15 protein-coding genes are annotated in these 16589 nt (G+C 54.3%); 9 read left to right on the top strand and 6 right to left on the bottom strand.

All coding sequences use genetic code 11. The annotated features are described in order from the left end of the window. Positions 1–409 precede the first annotated feature (409 nt). Positions 410–1261 (bottom strand): LysR family transcriptional regulator, encoded by an 852-nt coding sequence (locus CRO57_RS12095; RefSeq protein WP_170956067.1) that lies wholly within the window; start codon positions 1259–1261, stop codon positions 410–412. 107 nt (positions 1262–1368) lie between these two features. Between CRO57_RS12095 and acdA the strand changes: the two genes are divergently transcribed. The 6 genes from acdA to CRO57_RS12065 are packed head-to-tail and all read left to right on the top strand — an operon-like array spanning position 1369 to position 9092. After that, positions 1369–2595 carry a 3-sulfinopropanoyl-CoA desulfinase gene (acdA, locus tag CRO57_RS12090; RefSeq protein WP_244580087.1) on the top strand — a complete coding sequence of 409 codons (1227 nt, stop codon included), beginning with the start codon at positions 1369–1371 and terminating at the stop codon, positions 2593–2595. Positions 2596–2606: 11 nt separating this feature from the next. Continuing rightward, entirely contained in the window at positions 2607–4229 is a 1623-nt protein-coding gene (locus CRO57_RS12085; protein WP_097153700.1) for a thiamine pyrophosphate-binding protein, read from the top strand. Further along, complete coding sequence (locus tag CRO57_RS12080) at positions 4213–5238, top strand: YeiH family protein (RefSeq protein ID WP_170956066.1); 1026 nt, start codon at positions 4213–4215, stop codon at positions 5236–5238. The genes CRO57_RS12085 and CRO57_RS12080 overlap by 17 nt, the downstream gene beginning before the upstream one ends. A gap of 20 nt (positions 5239–5258) precedes the next feature. Continuing rightward, the gene (locus CRO57_RS12075; RefSeq protein WP_210200874.1) at positions 5259–6482 is read left to right on the top strand and encodes a pyridoxal phosphate-dependent aminotransferase; all 1224 of its coding nucleotides are present in this window, start codon (positions 5259–5261) and stop codon (positions 6480–6482) included. Continuing rightward, entirely contained in the window at positions 6479–7660 is a 1182-nt protein-coding gene (locus tag CRO57_RS12070) for a CaiB/BaiF CoA transferase family protein (protein ID WP_097153697.1), read from the top strand. The genes CRO57_RS12075 and CRO57_RS12070 overlap by 4 nt, the downstream gene beginning before the upstream one ends. Beyond that, positions 7647–9092: an NAD-dependent succinate-semialdehyde dehydrogenase gene (locus CRO57_RS12065; RefSeq protein WP_097153696.1), complete on the top strand. Its 1446-nt coding sequence runs from the start codon at positions 7647–7649 to the stop codon at positions 9090–9092. The genes CRO57_RS12070 and CRO57_RS12065 overlap by 14 nt, the downstream gene beginning before the upstream one ends. 266 nt (positions 9093–9358) lie before the next feature. On the opposite strand, the gene CRO57_RS12060 is transcribed toward CRO57_RS12065, so the two are convergent. Beyond that, positions 9359–10009: a helix-turn-helix domain-containing protein gene (locus CRO57_RS12060; RefSeq protein WP_097153695.1), complete on the bottom strand. Its 651-nt coding sequence runs from the start codon at positions 10007–10009 to the stop codon at positions 9359–9361. Between the two features lie 62 nt (positions 10010–10071). On the opposite strand from CRO57_RS12060, the gene CRO57_RS12055 reads away from it, so the two are divergent. The 3 genes from CRO57_RS12055 to nhaC all read left to right on the top strand — a co-directional run bounded on the left by CRO57_RS12055 (position 10072) and on the right by nhaC (position 13857). After that, a complete protein-coding gene (locus CRO57_RS12055) occupies positions 10072–11352 on the top strand; it encodes an FAD-dependent oxidoreductase (RefSeq protein ID WP_097153694.1) in 1281 nt (426 codons plus the stop codon). Positions 11353–11375: 23 nt separating this feature from the next. Beyond that, positions 11376–12311 (top strand): bifunctional Delta(1)-pyrroline-2-carboxylate/Delta(1)-piperideine-2-carboxylate reductase, encoded by a 936-nt coding sequence (lhpI, locus tag CRO57_RS12050; protein WP_097153693.1) that lies wholly within the window; start codon positions 11376–11378, stop codon positions 12309–12311. A 100-nt stretch (positions 12312–12411) separates the two neighbouring features. Then, positions 12412–13857 (top strand): Na+/H+ antiporter NhaC, encoded by a 1446-nt coding sequence (nhaC, locus tag CRO57_RS12045; protein ID WP_097153692.1) that lies wholly within the window; start codon positions 12412–12414, stop codon positions 13855–13857. A 49-nt stretch (positions 13858–13906) separates the two neighbouring features. Here the strand turns inward: nhaC and CRO57_RS24765 are convergent, their stop codons facing one another. Genes CRO57_RS24765 through CRO57_RS12025 form a run of 4 tightly spaced genes read right to left on the bottom strand, consistent with a single transcriptional unit; the run spans position 13907 to position 15961 of the window. After that, the gene (locus CRO57_RS24765) at positions 13907–14074 is read right to left on the bottom strand and encodes a hypothetical protein (RefSeq protein ID WP_170956065.1); all 168 of its coding nucleotides are present in this window, start codon (positions 14072–14074) and stop codon (positions 13907–13909) included. Positions 14075–14117: 43 nt separating this feature from the next. Then, positions 14118–14510, bottom strand: a complete 393-nt coding sequence (locus CRO57_RS12035; protein WP_141401233.1) for a hypothetical protein — start codon at positions 14508–14510, stop codon at positions 14118–14120. Positions 14511–14556: 46 nt separating this feature from the next. After that, positions 14557–15009 (bottom strand): hypothetical protein, encoded by a 453-nt coding sequence (locus tag CRO57_RS12030; RefSeq protein WP_097153689.1) that lies wholly within the window; start codon positions 15007–15009, stop codon positions 14557–14559. A 55-nt stretch (positions 15010–15064) separates the two neighbouring features. Beyond that, positions 15065–15961 carry an MliC family protein gene (locus tag CRO57_RS12025; protein ID WP_097153688.1) on the bottom strand — a complete coding sequence of 299 codons (897 nt, stop codon included), beginning with the start codon at positions 15959–15961 and terminating at the stop codon, positions 15065–15067. Positions 15962–16589 lie beyond the last annotated feature (628 nt).

Here is a 16589-nt window from a genome sequence, read left to right as displayed (position 1 = left end):
GAGGCGAGTCCGAAATGCTTTTGCCGCCGGAGCAATGTTGATAAAGCTGAACAAGCCGATTGTTGTTCATCGGCACCATCGGGATGGCGGCGGTTCAAATCCCAGTCGATGGTTCAGCCGACAAATATATATGAGCACCAAGGGTGCAGAAAAATTCCTGGCATTGCCGAGAGGCAATGATGCAACAAACCGATCTGCATATCTCATTCCTGCTGGTTCAGTGATCATTGTCGGGCGCGCTGCTTCTCAGGCTTCCAATACCAGAGTGTTCGGTCCGAATGCCACCGGCGGAGGAGAGCAAATCTATATTGTGCGCGGACGAAGGCCAATACGAATTGGAACAGCGGATTAAGATGAGACATCTTCATTTTGCTGCTTTGCCTCGTTCTTGAATGAGGCATCCTGCGAGCTAAGATATGAGCAAGTTTTTCAGCGTTTTTACCCAATGATGGGTAAAGCTGTCGTGAACTGTTGTCAGAACCAGCTTGCGGGATAATTGGATCTCTTCAGGACACATGATGTGCACGCTTTCGTCAGCATACCGTAAGATGTCGGGTTTGGGCAGCAATGTAAAACCCACTCCAGCTTTCACGCATTCCACGATCGCCTCCACATTGTTCAGGACCACAGCAGAGCTTTGTTTGCCCTTTCGCAGCTTGAACATCTGGTTGGAAATCAGTTTGCCGATACCAGTGCTTGGCATGAATTGCAGGAACGTCCTGTCGGCGATCAATGTGTCGAAGGGCACATGTTTGATACCGCTCGGTATTGCAAAAACAAGCGGCTCGTCATACAGGAGCTCATAATGCAGTTGCGCGTCGGTATTGCTCGATGCCGTTACGATTGCCGCGTCGAGTTGGCCTGACAGCACTTTTCTCTCAAGGAACTCCGAAAGCCCGGTTTCGAGAGAAAATGTTGCATCCGGTGCCAATTTGGCGGCATTTTTCAGGAAGCCGGGTATCAAACGCACACTTGCTGTCGTAACAAGCCCAATCCTGAAATGCCCGGCCAACTTGTCATCGGGATAGCAAAGCCGGACAAGTGTATCCTCAGCATATAGCAGACTGATTGCGTTCTCGGCCACGGCGCGGCCGATGGGTGTGAGTTGCGGCGGTCGATAGGATCGATCAAACAGCTTCACACCCAACTCCTCTTCCAGTGTCTTCATTTGCATGGAAACGGCGGACAGCGTCATGTTCAGGTGTTCGGCGGTCTGAGCGAACGATCCGATTTGGGCAATCCTGGCGAAGGTTCTAAGCATACGTGTCTGCATAACTTCAATATTTCTGTATATCTTCTACATTCTAATTCGATTGTCATGATGTTACTTCAACTCTACTCTCTGATCAAACAGATATGGAGAGTGTCATGGGCACGCAGACGAGTGTGGTTCTACAGCTGAGTATGGAGCAGAAACTTCTTCAGGATGCAGCAAAAAAGCTCGCAGAAACCAAGTTTCGCGACCGGGCTGCCGATACGGACCGGACCGAAGACTATCCTTGGCAAAATGTTGAAGACCTGACAAAGGCCGGATTCATGGGCATGACGATCCCGACGGAATTTGGCGGCCAAGGACTTACCTATTTCGACGCCGTACTTGTCATTGAGGAGATGGCCAAGGTCTGTGGCGTCACTGCACGGATCGTGGTTGAAGCCAATATGGGTGGTGTTGGAGCCATCATGAAATACGGTTCCAGCAAGCAGAAGAAACTGGCTTCCGCGCTTGTTCTCGCAGGAGATAAACCGGCCATCTGCATCACCGAGCCCGGAGCGGGCAGCGCGGCGACGGAGATGACCACCACGGCCGAAAAGCACGGTGATCACTATGTGCTGAATGGCACCAAACACTGGATTACCGGTGGTGGTGTGTCGAAACTCCATCTGATCTTTGCGCGCGTAATCGAGGATGGTATGCCGCAGGGTATCGCTGGCTTCATTGCAGTGCGCGGCAAGGCTGAGGGCCTGGTGATTGGGCGCCGGGAACCCGCAATGGGGTTGCGGGGTATTCCCGAAACTGAAGTCATTCTGGATGACCTGAGGGTTCCGGAAGACATGATGGTGATCCCACCCGAGGGCATCAAACGCGGATTTGCCGGTCTGATGAATGCCTATAATGGTCAGCGCGTCGGTGCCGCAACGGTCGCCCTCGGCGTGGCTCAGGGGGCTTATGAGCTGGCGCTTGACTATGCCAGAACACGCCAGCAATTCGGACGCCCGATCGCCGAATTCCAGGGACTTCAATGGATGCTGGCGGACATGTCAATCGGCCTGGCCGCAGCAAGGGCCCTGATACATCAGGCGGCACTTGGCGCGGGAACCGGTTTCCCGGACATGGCAACAGCCGCTCAAGCCAAGATTCTGGCTTCCGAAACAGCCATCAAGGTGACGAATGACGCATTGCAGATCCACGGTGCTGCGGGTTACTCGCGCAACCTGCCGCTGGAACGGATGGCGAGGGACGCCCGGATGTTCACCATTGGTGGCGGTACCGCCCAGATTCTGCGCACACAAGTTGCTGGCAGCATCCTTGGAATGAAAACGCCGCAAACACGGGACGGCCATCTCAAGGCTGAAGCCCGCGCAAAGGCAGAATAGAGACCACGATCATGACACCATCAAATCTCCGCGCAGCAGACCTTATTGCCGAGCGCTTGTATGAGGCTGGATGCCGGTTTGCATTTGGCATGCCAGGAGGAGAAGTCCTCACAATTGTCGACGCTCTGGAAAAGGCTGGTATCGAGTTCGTCCTGTGCAAACATGAAAACAACGCCGGATTCATGGCTGAAGGCACCTATCATCGCACGGGAGCTCCGGGCATTCTGGTGGCGACGGTCGGACCCGGTGTCGTCAACGGTACCAATGTGATTGCCAATGCCCATCAGGACCGCGTTCCCCTGATCGTGCTGACAGGTTGCGTCGATGCGGATGAAGCTCTGACTTATACCCATCAGGTGCTCGATCATGAAGCCGTCTTCAGGCCGATCACCAAAGCAACATTTCGTCTGACGGCCAAGGGTGCAGACATCATTGCCGACAAGGCCGTCGGGATTGCGACCGAAGGGCGATGCGGTCCTGTTCTTATCGATGTGCCGATCAGCGTTGCGGATGAGGTGCCGGGTCAGTTGCCAAGACGTCGGCGGCCTGTCGCGAGCCCGGTGCAACCCGCTTCAGGGCAGAACCTTGATCAGGCCCGGCAATGGCTTGGCGCAGCCAAACGCCCGTTGATGATCATCGGTCTGGATGCGGTGCAAGAAACGTCCGGACCGCAAATCCGGAATTTTGTTGAAAAACACAATGTTCCGTTCATTACGACCTACAAGGCCAAAGGTATCGTTCCTGAGGATCATCCCTTGTGTCTGGGCGGGGCCGGTCTGTCACCTCTGAATGACAAGACGCTTATGCCGCTGGTTCAATCTGCGGACCTGATCTTGTGTGTTGGCTATGACCCAATCGAGATGCGTACCGGGTGGCGTGAGATGTGGGACCCGTCCGAAACGGATGTAATCGATATTTCGGCTGTGCCCAACACTCACTATATGCATCAGGCTTCGCTCAATTTCATAGCAGACGCCGGGGCGACACTTGACGCCCTCACGGAGAGCGTGGCACCCATTTCGACATGGTCGGACGGTGAGGTTGTGCGGGCGAAATTGCAACTTGATGCGGATTTTCCCAAAGACGATGACTGGGGTCCCGGTGCGGTTATCGATGAATGCCGGAAATGTCTTCCCAGGGACACGATCGCTACCGTCGATTCCGGTGCCCACCGGATATTGCTGTCGCAAATGTGGACCTGTTTCGAGCCGCGCACATTGTTGCAATCCTCTGCGCTCTGCACGATGGGTTGTGCGGTGCCATTGGCCATGGGCACCGAACTTGCTGACCCCGAACGAACTGTCGTTTCGTTCTCCGGCGATGCCGGCATGTTGATGGTAGCGGGCGAGTTGTCGACGGCTGCTGAACTTGGGCTGAAGACGACCTTTGTTGTTTTTGTCGATGCGAGCTTGGCCTTGATCGAACTTAAGCAACGCCAGCGTCAGTTGGAAAATTCAGGTGTCGATTTTGATAGGCATGATTTCGAAGGTATCGGGAAGGCATTTGGCGGGAACGGCTACACGGTCAGGTCCCGTGTGGAATTGGCGTCAGCGCTGAAGAATGCTCAGGAGAGTGATCGTTTTTCGGTCATTGCAGCCCTGATTGATCGCCATGCATATGACGGACGCATTTAAGTCGGCCAGTGCGCATACTGGCGGCGTCGCTTTGTGCGCACTGGTTGCTGGCTGTTGTCTGGTGTTGGCCCCGACAATCGGTTTTCCAACGGCATTACTGGCGCTTTTGTGTGGGCTATTCTTGCAAATGGCATCTTCGGCCACTTCCCTTGAAGATGGCATCCGCTTCACTTCCGACAGCGTCTTGAAAACTGGCATCCTATTGCTTGGATGTCGGATCGCCTTTGACGATCTGATATCTCTGGGCTGGGTCCCGATGTTGATAGCTATCGTTGCGTTGGCTGCATCACTTGGCAGTGGGTTGCTTCTTGCAAAGTTGATGAATCGGCCGATGGCATTTGCTGTTCTGACCGGAACATCCGTTGGAATTTGTGGAGCAGCGGCAGCCACCACCATTTCCAGTGTCCTGCCGAAACATTCTTTTACTAACCGGAGTGGGATTAAGCACGAAGATGTGGCGTTTACCGCGATCACGGTAACTGCGTTGAGTGCACTTGGTATGCTCCTCGTGCCGCTTATCTTCAGTGTTGCCGAGGTTGGGGACGTTACCGCAGGTTATTATATCGGAGGGGTCATTCACGGTTATGGTCAGGCAATCGGCGCAGGCTATGCGCTGTCCGATCAAGCCGGATATATCACCACGATCACCAAACTGACCCGGGTGGCCCTATTGATGCCCTTGGCTGTTCTGGTGGCGGCTTTCTTCCGGTCGCATACGGAAATATCAGCGGATGAAACCCAGCCACGCAAGCAACTGGTTCCGCCATTTCTGCTCGGTTTCCTTGGGTTGGTCACAATCCAGAGTCTGGGTTTGATCCCGAATGCGTTGCAATCGATTCTAACAGCAGGATCTCAAACCTTTATCCTCATGGGCCTGGTCGCACTCGGCATGCAGACATCTTTCAGCGTGCTGCGCAGGGTAGGCCCCGACATTCTTCTGTTCGTCATTTTCCAAACCATTGTCCTCCTGATTGCCATGGCGGGGCTTCTTCTTATCGTGAGAACCTAGAAGGGAACATCATGTCCAGTATCACCGCGAATTCGACCATGAGAGCAGATCGGCTGAAAGCCGTGCGCCCCTCAATGATCCTCGGGCTGGTCCAGAAAGCCCGGCAATTGAAGGCGGATGGTCATCCAGTCATCGATCTGGGCATTGGCGAACCGGACTTTGAGACGCCGCAGCATGTCAAGGATGCGGCAATCAAGGCTATCGGTAACAACGAGACACGCTACACGATTGTGCCCGGAACGCCAGCAGTGCGCCGGGCGATCATCGAGAAGCTTGAACGCGAAAACCGGCTGATTTATCGTCAGGACGAGATCAGCGTGAGCGGCGGTGCGAAGCAGGTCATCTACAATGCCATGGCGTCAACCCTGTCGCCCGGTGATGAGGTCATCATCCCCGCGCCCTACTGGTCGTCCTATCCCGATATCGTTGCCATCGCCGAGGGTCGCCCGGTTGTGGTTGACTGCCCGCAAAGTCAGGGGTTTCTGATTTCGCCTGAACAATTGGAAAAGGCAATCACACCTCTAACAAAGTGGTTGATCCTCAATTCACCAAGCAACCCCACCGGTGGTGTCTACGGCTCGGATCACCTCGAAGCCTTGGCAGACGTCCTGCGCTGCCACCCCCATGTCCATATTCTAAGTGACGATATCTACGAGCACCTGATGTTTGATGGTCGGTGCTTTACCTCGTTGCTCAATGTCGCTCCCGATCTGAAAGACCGGACGCTGATCGTCAATGGCGTGTCCAAAGCCTTCGCGATGACCGGCTGGCGCATCGGCTATGGGGCGGGACCGGAAGACATTGTTGCGGCGATGAATGTTGTTCAGGGTCAGAGCTGCACCCATGCCTGTTCGATCTCCCAGGCAGCGGCGGCGGCGGCGCTGAGTGGCCCGGTGGATTTCTTTGTTGAACGGGCCGCACGGTTTCAGGATCGCCGCGATGGTGTCGTCGCGGCTCTGAACGCCATCGACGGGATTGACTGTCTGACGCCGGAAGGTGCGTTCTATGTCTATCCGGACTGCTCCGGCCTGATCGGCATGAGGACAGCGGCTGGTCGTGTGTTGACATCGGACACGGATATCTGCGCGTGGTTGTTGGACGAGCACCACGTCTCGGCGGTTCCAGGCGCCGCTTTTGGTTTGTCTCCCCATCTGCGGATATCCACGGCGGCCTGCACCGATGACCTTGAAACGGCTTGTGGGCGCATTGCTGCGGCTTGTGCAGAACTGGAGAATGTACAATGAGTGGGGCGCTTGATGGCCTGAAAATCCTCGATCTCAGCCGGATTCTGGCCGGACCGACTTGCACTCAGCTGCTGGGTGATCTGGGTGCCGAAATCATCAAGGTCGAAAATCCCAAGACCGGCGGTGATGACACGCGTAGCTGGGGACCGCCCTTTGTCACCGGACCGGATGGTCAGCCAACGGATATGAGCGCTTATTTCATGTGTGCCAACCGCAACAAGAAATCCGTCACCCTCGATATCGGCACGAAGGAAGGTCAGGCCGTGATCAAGCATCTGGCCGCAAAATGCGATGTTGTGATCGAGAATTTCAAACCAGGTGCCCTGAAGAAATTCGGTCTCGATCATGAGACGATGCTGCGTGACTTTCCGCATCTGGTTTATTGCTCGATTTCAGGCTTCGGCCAGACCGGTCCGAATGCGCAAAAGCCGGGCTATGACCTGATGGCACAGGGCTATGGTGGTATCATGAGCTTGACCGGCGCACCGGATGGCGAACCGATGAAGGTCGCCGTCGGTATCGCTGACGTCATGTGCGGAATGTATGCGGCGACGGGCATTCTGGCCGCGTTGCGACATCGCGACCGGACCGGCGAGGGGCAGCATATCGATATCGCACTGGTTGATAGTCAGATCGCCTGGCTGATCAATGAAGGGGTGAATTATCTGACCTCTGGCGAGCGACCACAGCGACGTGGTAACGGTCATCCTAATATTGCACCATATCAAGTCTTTGAAAGCTCCGACGGTCATGTGATCGTGGCGGTCGGGAATGACAGTCAGTTCTCCCGCTTCGCCGAATGGCTGGATCTGGCCGATTTGGCCGACAACCCGCAATATGCAACCAATCCGGCACGGCTTGAAAACCGTGCTGTGTTGACATCAGTCGTGCAAGAGCGGTTGAAGCGGCTTTCTACCGGAACTGTCATCGAAGGGCTTGAAAAGCTCGGGGTTCCCGTTGGTCCGGTGCATCGGCTCGACCAGGTCTTTTCCACTGATCAGGTTGCCGCGCGGGAGATGAAGATCTCGATGGATACAGAGAGAAGCAACAAGGGCCATGTCGAATTGATCGGCAATCCCCTCAAGCTCTCCAGAACTCCGGTCAGCTATCGTCTTCCGCCGCCGGCGGTTGGTCAACATAACGAAGAAATCTTTGGATTGCCCGATGAAACTGAATGATCCCTCGTTGCTTGAAACGCGCGGCTATGTCAACGGCACCTGGCTGTCAAAGACTGAAACCTTTCGGGTCACCGACCCGGCAAACAATGAGCAGCTTGCTCAGATCGCTGATCTGGACAGGTCCGACGTCGTGGCGGCGATCGAGGCAGCATGTGATGCTCAGGCTGGCTGGGCCCGCCGCACCGGCAAGGATCGCGCAGGGATATTGCGTAAATGGTTCAATCTGATGGTGGCCAACGCGGATGATCTGGCCACGATCGTGACAGCCGAGATGGGGAAGCCCTGGCGCGAAGCACATGCGGAAATTCTGTATGGTGCCGGATATATCGAATGGTTTGCCGAAGAAGCCAAGCGAGTCTATGGCGATGTTATCCCGGGCCATCAGCCCGACAAGCGCCTTTTCGTGTTGAAACAGCCGGTTGGTGTTGTCGGTGCGATAACGCCGTGGAACTTTCCCAACGCCATGATCGCCAGAAAGGCCGCTCCGGCGCTCGCCGTCGGGTGTACATTCCTTGTTCGTCCTGCCGAGCAAACGCCGCTCTCTGCATTGGCGATGGCGGTGCTGGCTGACAGGGCGGGGATCCCGGCCGGTGTTTTCAATGTCCTGCCAAGTTCTGATCCTGTCGGGCATGGTCAGGAGCTTTGTTCCAACCCAAAGGTGGCCAAGGTTTCGTTCACCGGATCGACCAGGGTCGGGAAGATCCTGATGCGGCAATGTTCGGATATGATAAAGAAACTCTCCCTGGAACTGGGCGGCAATGCACCTTTCATCGTTTTCAATGATGCGGATGTGGATGCGGCCGTTGAAGGTGCCATGATCGCGAAATTTCGCAACAATGGCCAAACCTGTGTTTGTGCGAACCGTTTCCTTGTCCAATCCAGGGTTTATGATGAATTTGCGCAAAAGCTCAGGGAAAAGGTTCAACGGCTAACGCCGGGAAACGGATATGACCAAGGCGTCACAATCGGTCCGATGATTGATGAAGCGGCGGTGAGGAAGGTGGAGACCCATATTATGGATGCGGTCGACAACGGTGCCAAAATCCTGGAAGGAGGCCGGAGATCTGAACTCGGGGGGACATTTTTCACCCCGACGGTTCTGACAGGCGTCACTTCTGATATGCTGATCGCAAATGAGGAAACCTTTGGTCCCGTCGCGCCACTATTCCAGTTTGAGACCGAGGCTGAAGTCATTTCCCTGGCCAACGATAGCGAGTTCGGGCTGGCGGCATATTTTTACAGCTGCGATCTATCTCGCGTCTGGCGTGTTGCCGAGGCGCTGGAATGTGGGATGGTCGGTGTCAATACCGGCTTGATTTCGACTGAGGTCGCACCATTTGGCGGTGTCAAACAATCCGGACTGGGCCGGGAAGGATCGAAATATGGTTGCGATGATTATCTGAATATCAAATATCTTTGTGTGGAGGTGTAGCGGCAACTTCCTCCACAAAAATGGCAGAGTATCGAGGCCGTTCATCCCGATGCAATTCCGCCCGATCGATCTGGCAATCCATCATTCCGCAACATAGTCACGGGCGGTTCAGGCCTTTGTGGACATGATGCAGAGAGTGAAAGGGTAATTTACAGGCGTTTGCCGCGTTTGCGAAAGTGGTAGAGAGAAACGCAAACCTGACATCAACCATTGTCGTTGTATATTTTATCACATTCCCTCTTTGGGCATGTGATTGAAGGATACTCTTACCGCACTCCCTCGATATGGGTGCAGGCCCACAATACGCGCGCTTCGTTGGGGCCCAGGCTGCGAATGCCATGCCGCATGGTGCTGTCGTAATAGGCGCAATCTCCGGTCCTGAGGATGATGGGTTCGTAATGCTCGACCTGAAGCTCGATTTCTCCGTTCAGGACGAAAAGCAATTCTTCCCCTTCGTGCTGATCCAGCTGATCCTGGCTCAACGGCCCGCTGGGTCCGATTGGAGCGATCAGGGGGATGATTTTCTTGCCTGTCAGTCCATTGCACAGCACTTCATAATTGTAGGCAATGCCATCGACAGCGCGCCCTTCACCTGATCGGGTCACCGTCAGTCGAGTGGTGTTTACCTCTTCCGTCGGGGTTTCAATCAGCTTCTCCAAACCGACACCATATCCCCGCGCCAATCTCAGCAGATTCTCAAAACTGGGAGAAACCTTGCCATTTTCGATCTTGTAAATTGTCGAAACAGCCAGTCCCGTTTTCTCGGAAACCTGCTCCAAAGTCATGCTCTCGCCAAGCCGCAAGCTTTTGACTCTGTTCCCTAATTCAGCTCGAATGCGGGTTTTTTCTTCGTCATCGAGGAATGGAGAGGTGGTTGATTTTTCTTCGTTTGGAAAGTTTTTTGTTGATTTAGCCATAATTTTTCTTATTTTACCAAAAATTCTCTTTAAGGCTTTATTTGGGACATCCAGACCATAGTATGCATGAGCAACACAAAAATAGCCAGAGGGTCGCCGTGATCGGTGCGGGGGTGATTGGTGTGACAACAGCCTATCATCTTGCACGGCAGGGCTTTCAGGTTTTGGTTCTGGACGAGGCCGATGTACCGGCAGCGATGTGCAGCCATGCAAATGCCGGGATCATCGCGGTGGGACATGCGTCAAGCTGGGCAGGGCCAGCTGCCCCTCGTCAAATGGTTCGGGCATTTTTGGGCAAGGAGCCCAGTGTCATGGTCTCGCGCTTTATGGATCCGGATTTGTGGCGTTGGGGGCTCAGCTTCTTGCGCAATTGTCGTGCAGCGGCCCATCGCAAACATTCTGATGCCATGGCGCTGTTGTCCCGTCATGGGCGCAGCGCGTTGCAAGATCTGGAAAGGGAAGCGGGGCTGATATTCGATCAGGCTCATGATGGGGTTTATTACCTTTACACTTGCCCCACGCAATTTGCAGCGCGTTTGCAGGGTGATTTCGGGGGGGACACAGGGTTCACAGCCCTTGATGCGCCGACATTGATGCAGATGGATCCGGCCTTGCAGACCTTCGACGGCAGACTGCAAGGCGGGCTGATCTCCAATGTTGACAGCAAAGGGGACTGCCAAAAATTTACCACCAGTCTGGCCAACTGGTTGAGTGATCAGGGCAATGTTACGTTTCACTTTGGTTGCAAGGTTACTGGATATGACATCAGGGGTGCGACTGTCCATGCGGTGTTGACGGATACAGGGCGTTATGCTTGCGATCATGTTGTGATTGCTGCGGGTACAGCAACGCCCAAATTGACTGCGTCTTTTGGCGTTCGCCCGTTGATCTATCCCGTCAAAGGCTATTCAGCGACATATCCAATTCTGGATGCCAGCCATATTCCCGATCGTCCGTTCATTGATGAAACCAGCTTGCTTGCGGTCACCCGGCTTGGGGATCGCTTGCGGGTCACCGCCATTGCGGAATTTGCCGGTCATGACAAAACGATCACCGCAGATCGGGTTGCTTATCTTGATCGCTATGTTGCCCGGTATTTCTCTGGTGCCGTGGATGTGGCGCAAGCTGAACATTGGGCGGGCTTGCGTCCAACCACCCCAAGTGGTCGACCCTATCTGGGACGCCTGCGCAAGACTGCCAACGTCTGGCTCAATGCCGGTCACGGTCAACTGGGCTGGACCATGGCCGTGGGTGCTGGTGAGGTCTTGGCCGCGATGATTGCTGGCAAACCCAATTCTGGTGCGCAGGTCTCTGAAACTGCACGCTGGCTGACCATTCCATAGAAATCCGGAAAAAGAAGATAGATATGATAGTTCTTGACCTTGATGCGACGCGGGCTGCGTTGCCCTACAAAGACCTGATCAATGCGTTGGAAGAGGGGTTTCAGGGTGATTATGATGCTCCTTTGCGTCATCACCACTATCTTCGGAATGAGGGGACCGAAGACGACGTCTTGCTGCTGATGCCTGCATGGCGCAGTGAAGGCTATGGCGGGATCAAACTGGTCAATGTTGTGCCGGGTAATGCCAAGCGAGGCCGCGCGGCGCTTTCATCCAGTTATGTTCTGTTTGATCGTGAAACTGGTGAACACCTGCTGATTGCTGATGGGGGAGAGCTGACGGCGCGCCGGACAGCGGCAGCTTCGGCCCTTGCGGCTCGCCGGTTGGCTCGCCCTGACAGTGCCACTCACCTGATCGTTGGGGCTGGCCGTGTCGGGTTCAATCTGGCCCTTGCCTATCGCGAAGTTCTGCCGATCACACGCACGCTTGTGTCTGATATCAACCCTGACAATGCCGCACGCATGGTTGCATCTTTGGCCGAGGAAGGCATTGCCGCCGAAGTGGCCGATAATGTGCAGTCCGCCTCTGCCGAGGCTGATGTGATTTCCTGCGCCACATTGGCCCGCACTCCTGTGTTGCTGGGGGACTGGTTGCGCCCCGGTCACCATGTGGATCTGATTGGCAGCTTTACCCCCGAGATGCGCGAAGTGGATGATACAGCGGTGACCCGCGCGTCGGTCTATGTCGATACCCATGATGCACTGGTGGAAAGCGGTGACATCAAAACACCGCTTGAAAGTGGTGTGCTGAAAGAAAATGACATTCTGGCGACGTTGAAAGAGCTGTGTGACAGTGGTGATCATCCTCGCCAGTCCATTGATGAAATCACCCTGTTCAAAGGGGTGGGAACTGCCATCGAGGATTTGTCAGCCGCCATTCTGGCCCTGAAATCCACGTCTTGAACGTAAGACCCGGTTGTGTTCAGCCGGGTCTTTGCTTTTGCCCCAAAGAAAAAGAGCGGTTGCACCGTTCACATAAGCTCATACGGAGAGAGGAACAACCATGTCACTACAACAAACCGAGGCACATCCGCCGATTGGGCTCGCCCTGATCCCGATTGTGCTCACGTTGGCGCTGCTGGGCGTCCAGATTTTCCATTTTGGCGACTTTACCCCCCATATCCCACTGGCTATCGGGATCGCTTTGACCACCCTTGTCGGGCTGATGACCGGTCTGAAATGGGAGGAAATTGAAAAAGGCGCGTTTCACGTGATTGCCGTGTCCTTCCCAGCCGTGTCCGTGCTGTTGCTGGTTGGCATGATTGTGGGCACATGGATTGCCGCAGGTACCGTTCCGACATTGATCTATTATGGCTTGGCATTGTTGTCGCCGGAGATGTTTCTGGCTGCAGGCATGGTCTTGTGCTCTATCGTATCCCTGGCGTTGGGAACCTCCTGGGGGACCGTTGGTACTGTGGGGCTGGCCTTGATGGGTATTGGCGAAGGTTTCGGCATTCCCACCTATTGGACCGCTGCTGCCGTTGTGTCTGGCGCGTTCTTTGGTGACAAGATCTCGCCTTTGTCAGACACCACAAATCTGGCCCCGGCCGTGACCGATACCAAGCTGTTCGATCATATCCGCAACATGCTGCCGACAACAATTCCGGCCATGCTGATTGCTCTGGTGATCTATTTCATTGTCGGCTTCAATCTGGGTGATGGTGTGCCATCATTCGAGCGGATCGAGGCGTTCAGAGCAGCTCTTGAAAGCTCGTTCGACCTGTCGCCCTGGCTGATGCTGCCAGCGCTTTTGGTTGTGGTGCTGGCCGTGATGAAAATGCCGGCAATCCCTTCGCTGTTCATTGGCGTGGTTCTGGCATCCCTGATGGCGATCTTTGTTCAGGGTGCATCAATCCACGACATCTTTACCTACGCCAACTATGGTTACAAGGTTGAGACCGGCGTGGAGGCTATGGACAAGCTGATGAATCGTGGTGGAATTCAATCCATGATGTGGACCATCTCGCTGATCCTGATTGCTCTCGGATTTGGTGGTGCTTTGGAGCGGACCGGTTGTCTTGCATCCATCATTTCGGTGCTGACCAAACGGGTGAAAAGCTTTGCTGGCGTGCAAACTTCGGCAATCCTGACATCGGTTGCGACCAACACTGTTGCTGGCGACCCTTACCTGTCCATCGCGCTGCCGGGTCGAATGTTCCGCACGGTCTATGACCGCATCGGCTATTCCCGTCTGAACCTTGCGCGTGCCACGGAAGAGGGCGGCACAATCATTTCGCCGCTTATTCCGTGGAATGCAGGCGGCGCCTTTGTGATTACCGCCCTTGGCCTGTCGATTGGTGATGGCAACCTTGAAAACCTGCTTTACATCCCGCTGGCATTTGCTTGTTGGTTGGCACCGGTGATTGGCATTTTCTATGCCTGGGTTGGATGGTTCTCACCCAAGGCCGAAGAAGCAGAAGCGCCATCAGGTGAAGCAGCCGACGCATAATTTGCTGAAATATGTACCGCCCTGTTCCTGGAACAGGGCGGTCCTTCATCTACATCTGGCCAAGCGTGATCTTGATGCCAGCGAAAATCGAATGGTTGTTATATTCAAACCCTCTCGGCCCGATGCCGGAACCGTCATTCATTGTGGTCATGCAATCACCAACGATGTCGAGATAGGTATATTTGCCAAAAAGAGATATTCGTTGGGTGACGTCCACGCTGATGCCGCCAATTAAAATGACTGAATCTGAAATGCAGCTATCACTGGACGCACTTGAACTTTGCTCTGATCACTTGCCCGCGCTTGCGGTTCTCGACCAGTTGCATGGTCATGCGCAAGGTTGAGCCTTGTTGCTCGAGATCAAGCTCGAAGCCCTCTGTCGTCTTGCTGCCTGCCCATCTGCCCCAGCCTGTTGCCACCGAATTGTCGCCGTCCACCCATTGCAGCTCGGCAAACCAGCCATTACTGGCCTTGACGCCATAGGTCTGGATTTGGCGGAGAGATTTGATAGTGATAAAGCAATTGTTGCATTGACCGGCATTGGAGCTTGTTTGCTTGTATTTCTTGCAGAATTCCGCCTGTGCAGTGCTTGAGAGCGACGCCATGGCCATCACCATGGTCGCGGCAAATATGGATAGTTTTGTCCGTCGCATTGTGGTCTCCTTGAGTTCGGTGGAAGCAGAAATGGCAAGCAATCGATCAGCCGCGTACGGAGCGGCAGGAGCGTTTTCCATTTTTCTGTTTTGCAGCTCTATAGATGGCGTCAAACGCTCCCTTTTTCAGGTCGCGACCTCCCGTATTGCGAGATCCTCCGGCACCGGTCCACATATGATCGGCATGGCGTCTTGGGAAAGTTGCAATTCTGAAGCCGCCGCCACCCCGATGCTTGCATCCGCTGAATGTCACATATCGTGAGGGGTTCATGCAGCGCCCGTTATGTTGCACAGTGGGTTCGCGACAGGTCACAGCCTTTCGAACACAATCCGTGCCGTCCGCATTGGGCACCAAAGGCGCAATACATTGCAGAACAATCTTTGGCATCTGTGCATTGGCAGGAGTAGGTGACAGCGCACACATGCTTGCGACACAAGCCATAGCAGCCAAGGTCAGCTTTTCAAAATGCGTTAAAAATGGTGCGGAACTCAGTCTCATCAGTCTCTCCCAACTACAAAATACATGCTGCGCCATCTCCGTGAGGGCTGTTGAATTATTCAAAGCAATTGTCGACACCCGCCGGATGCTCGAGCGTGGCTGACCGCCCCTTTGAAAAGAGCGTGAAGCGGCCATTGGTATATTGAGATCCGGACCCGGATACGACCTCTTCAAGGCGCTTCTTTGGTGATCCATCAATGCTGAAAATCGCGTGGCCGTTGCCTTTATTCACGTAAGTGACGACCAATGGAATGCCTTCCGCACAGCTGTAACGAACGGTCCTGTTACGATTGGCTCGGACTTTGTTTCCGGTTTTCCTGATAGCACCCGCCCGCGCGGAGGCTCCCGTGATGCGATAGAGCACCCGCGCCGGACCACTGCCTTCTGCATAGAAGATCTGCCCTGCTTTCAGGTCCAGACTCAGGAACACATTACGGGAGGCATCATGAAGTCTGACCACGCGCTTGCCACGACGAATTTCCCGAAAATGGAAATTGACCCGCCCTCGTGCATCGGCCTCCTGCCATTGGCCATTGCCAACATGGGTAAAGCTGCCCCCTGAATGCCGCACCTTGGCAACATTGAAACCATTGACTCTGGATCGCACGGAGGACTGCTTCACTTTCAGCCTTGGTCCATCACAGGTGCGAAAGATGGTCTGATGGGGCTTGCTCGAACACATGATCCCACCCCACTGAAACCCTCTCCGGCCATTGCGATAGCGGATCTCAAACCACTCATAGCCATTCATCATGGAACCGGTGCCATTGAGGATGACGATTGGATCACCCTCGCGCAGACTGCCGACCTGTCGAAAGCCCATCCCCGGACCAGAGCGCACCTTGCCACCATAGGAATATCCCGATTGCGGGAAGTCGATATCGGGCGAGGCGAAAGCAGGCGTAGCGAGAGCCAGCAAACCTGCCAAGAGAGAAGAGAAAAGAAGCCGCATCAATGTTCTCCGAGAAAAGTGGCTAGAGTGCTTTGAAACAGGACGCTTTGAAACAGTGCGCGTTGAAGAGAAACCGCTCAGCGATTTGCATCACAAGGCATGGCGCTAAGGACGCATCTTGTTCCAATTTTGCCGCCATCGGATAATTTCAACCGAGTGCATCGCATCTTTCTGTTTTTTGCAAAGCCCGCGCTTGCAAAAGCTTTTCCGTATTTCCTTGAAACATTCCTGCGCCATTTCCGTTCGGCTCGACGTTTTGCCCGCACTTCCTGGTTTTTCCTAATGAATGCCAGGGATTGCCCCACCACTGCAAAATTCTCACCAACGCAATGGGCCTTGGCCTCCACGTTGGGAAGGATGAGCAACGCCGCTGCAACAATTGCTGTCTGTATGGCTCGATAGGTCATGAAATCTCCCTGATCCAATATTCATCACGCAGCTCAACGACTTACCGCTGCGAAAGCGCAATTGAAACCGGATTGAATTTCTAAATTTGGTTGTTTGAAAGAGAAGTAGAAAGCAATTGTTGCAGAAATATTTGCAAATCCTGCAATTCAAATATTTTGTAAATATGTCGCTTTACCCGTCACACTGATCCAATATATTTCAAATATAGAATTCAGTGCCC

The sequence above is a fragment of the Cohaesibacter gelatinilyticus genome, from assembly GCF_900215605.1.
Classification (GTDB): Bacteria; Pseudomonadota; Alphaproteobacteria; order Rhizobiales; family Cohaesibacteraceae; genus Cohaesibacter; species Cohaesibacter gelatinilyticus.
This window is presented reverse-complemented; position numbering and strand designations above follow the sequence as displayed.

Coding starts and splice junctions, on each gene's coding strand:
- CRO57_RS12070 (WP_097153697.1), top strand. CDS start 6,479: ATGAGTGGGGCGCTTGATGGCCTGAAAATCCTCGATCTCAGCCGGATT.
- CRO57_RS12085 (WP_097153700.1), top strand. CDS start 2,607: ATGACACCATCAAATCTCCGCGCAGCAGACCTTATTGCCGAGCGCTTG.
- acdA (WP_244580087.1), top strand. CDS start 1,369: ATGGGCACGCAGACGAGTGTGGTTCTACAGCTGAGTATGGAGCAGAAA.
- CRO57_RS12080 (WP_170956066.1), top strand. CDS start 4,213: ATGACGGACGCATTTAAGTCGGCCAGTGCGCATACTGGCGGCGTCGCT.
- CRO57_RS12060 (WP_097153695.1), bottom strand. CDS start 10,009: ATGGCTAAATCAACAAAAAACTTTCCAAACGAAGAAAAATCAACCACC.
- nhaC (WP_097153692.1), top strand. CDS start 12,412: ATGTCACTACAACAAACCGAGGCACATCCGCCGATTGGGCTCGCCCTG.
- CRO57_RS12055 (WP_097153694.1), top strand. CDS start 10,072: ATGCATGAGCAACACAAAAATAGCCAGAGGGTCGCCGTGATCGGTGCG.
- CRO57_RS12030 (WP_097153689.1), bottom strand. CDS start 15,009: ATGAGACTGAGTTCCGCACCATTTTTAACGCATTTTGAAAAGCTGACC.
- lhpI (WP_097153693.1), top strand. CDS start 11,376: ATGATAGTTCTTGACCTTGATGCGACGCGGGCTGCGTTGCCCTACAAA.
- CRO57_RS12025 (WP_097153688.1), bottom strand. CDS start 15,961: ATGCGGCTTCTTTTCTCTTCTCTCTTGGCAGGTTTGCTGGCTCTCGCT.
- CRO57_RS12065 (WP_097153696.1), top strand. CDS start 7,647: ATGAAACTGAATGATCCCTCGTTGCTTGAAACGCGCGGCTATGTCAAC.
- CRO57_RS12035 (WP_141401233.1), bottom strand. CDS start 14,510: ATGCGACGGACAAAACTATCCATATTTGCCGCGACCATGGTGATGGCC.
- CRO57_RS12095 (WP_170956067.1), bottom strand. CDS start 1,261: ATGCTTAGAACCTTCGCCAGGATTGCCCAAATCGGATCGTTCGCTCAG.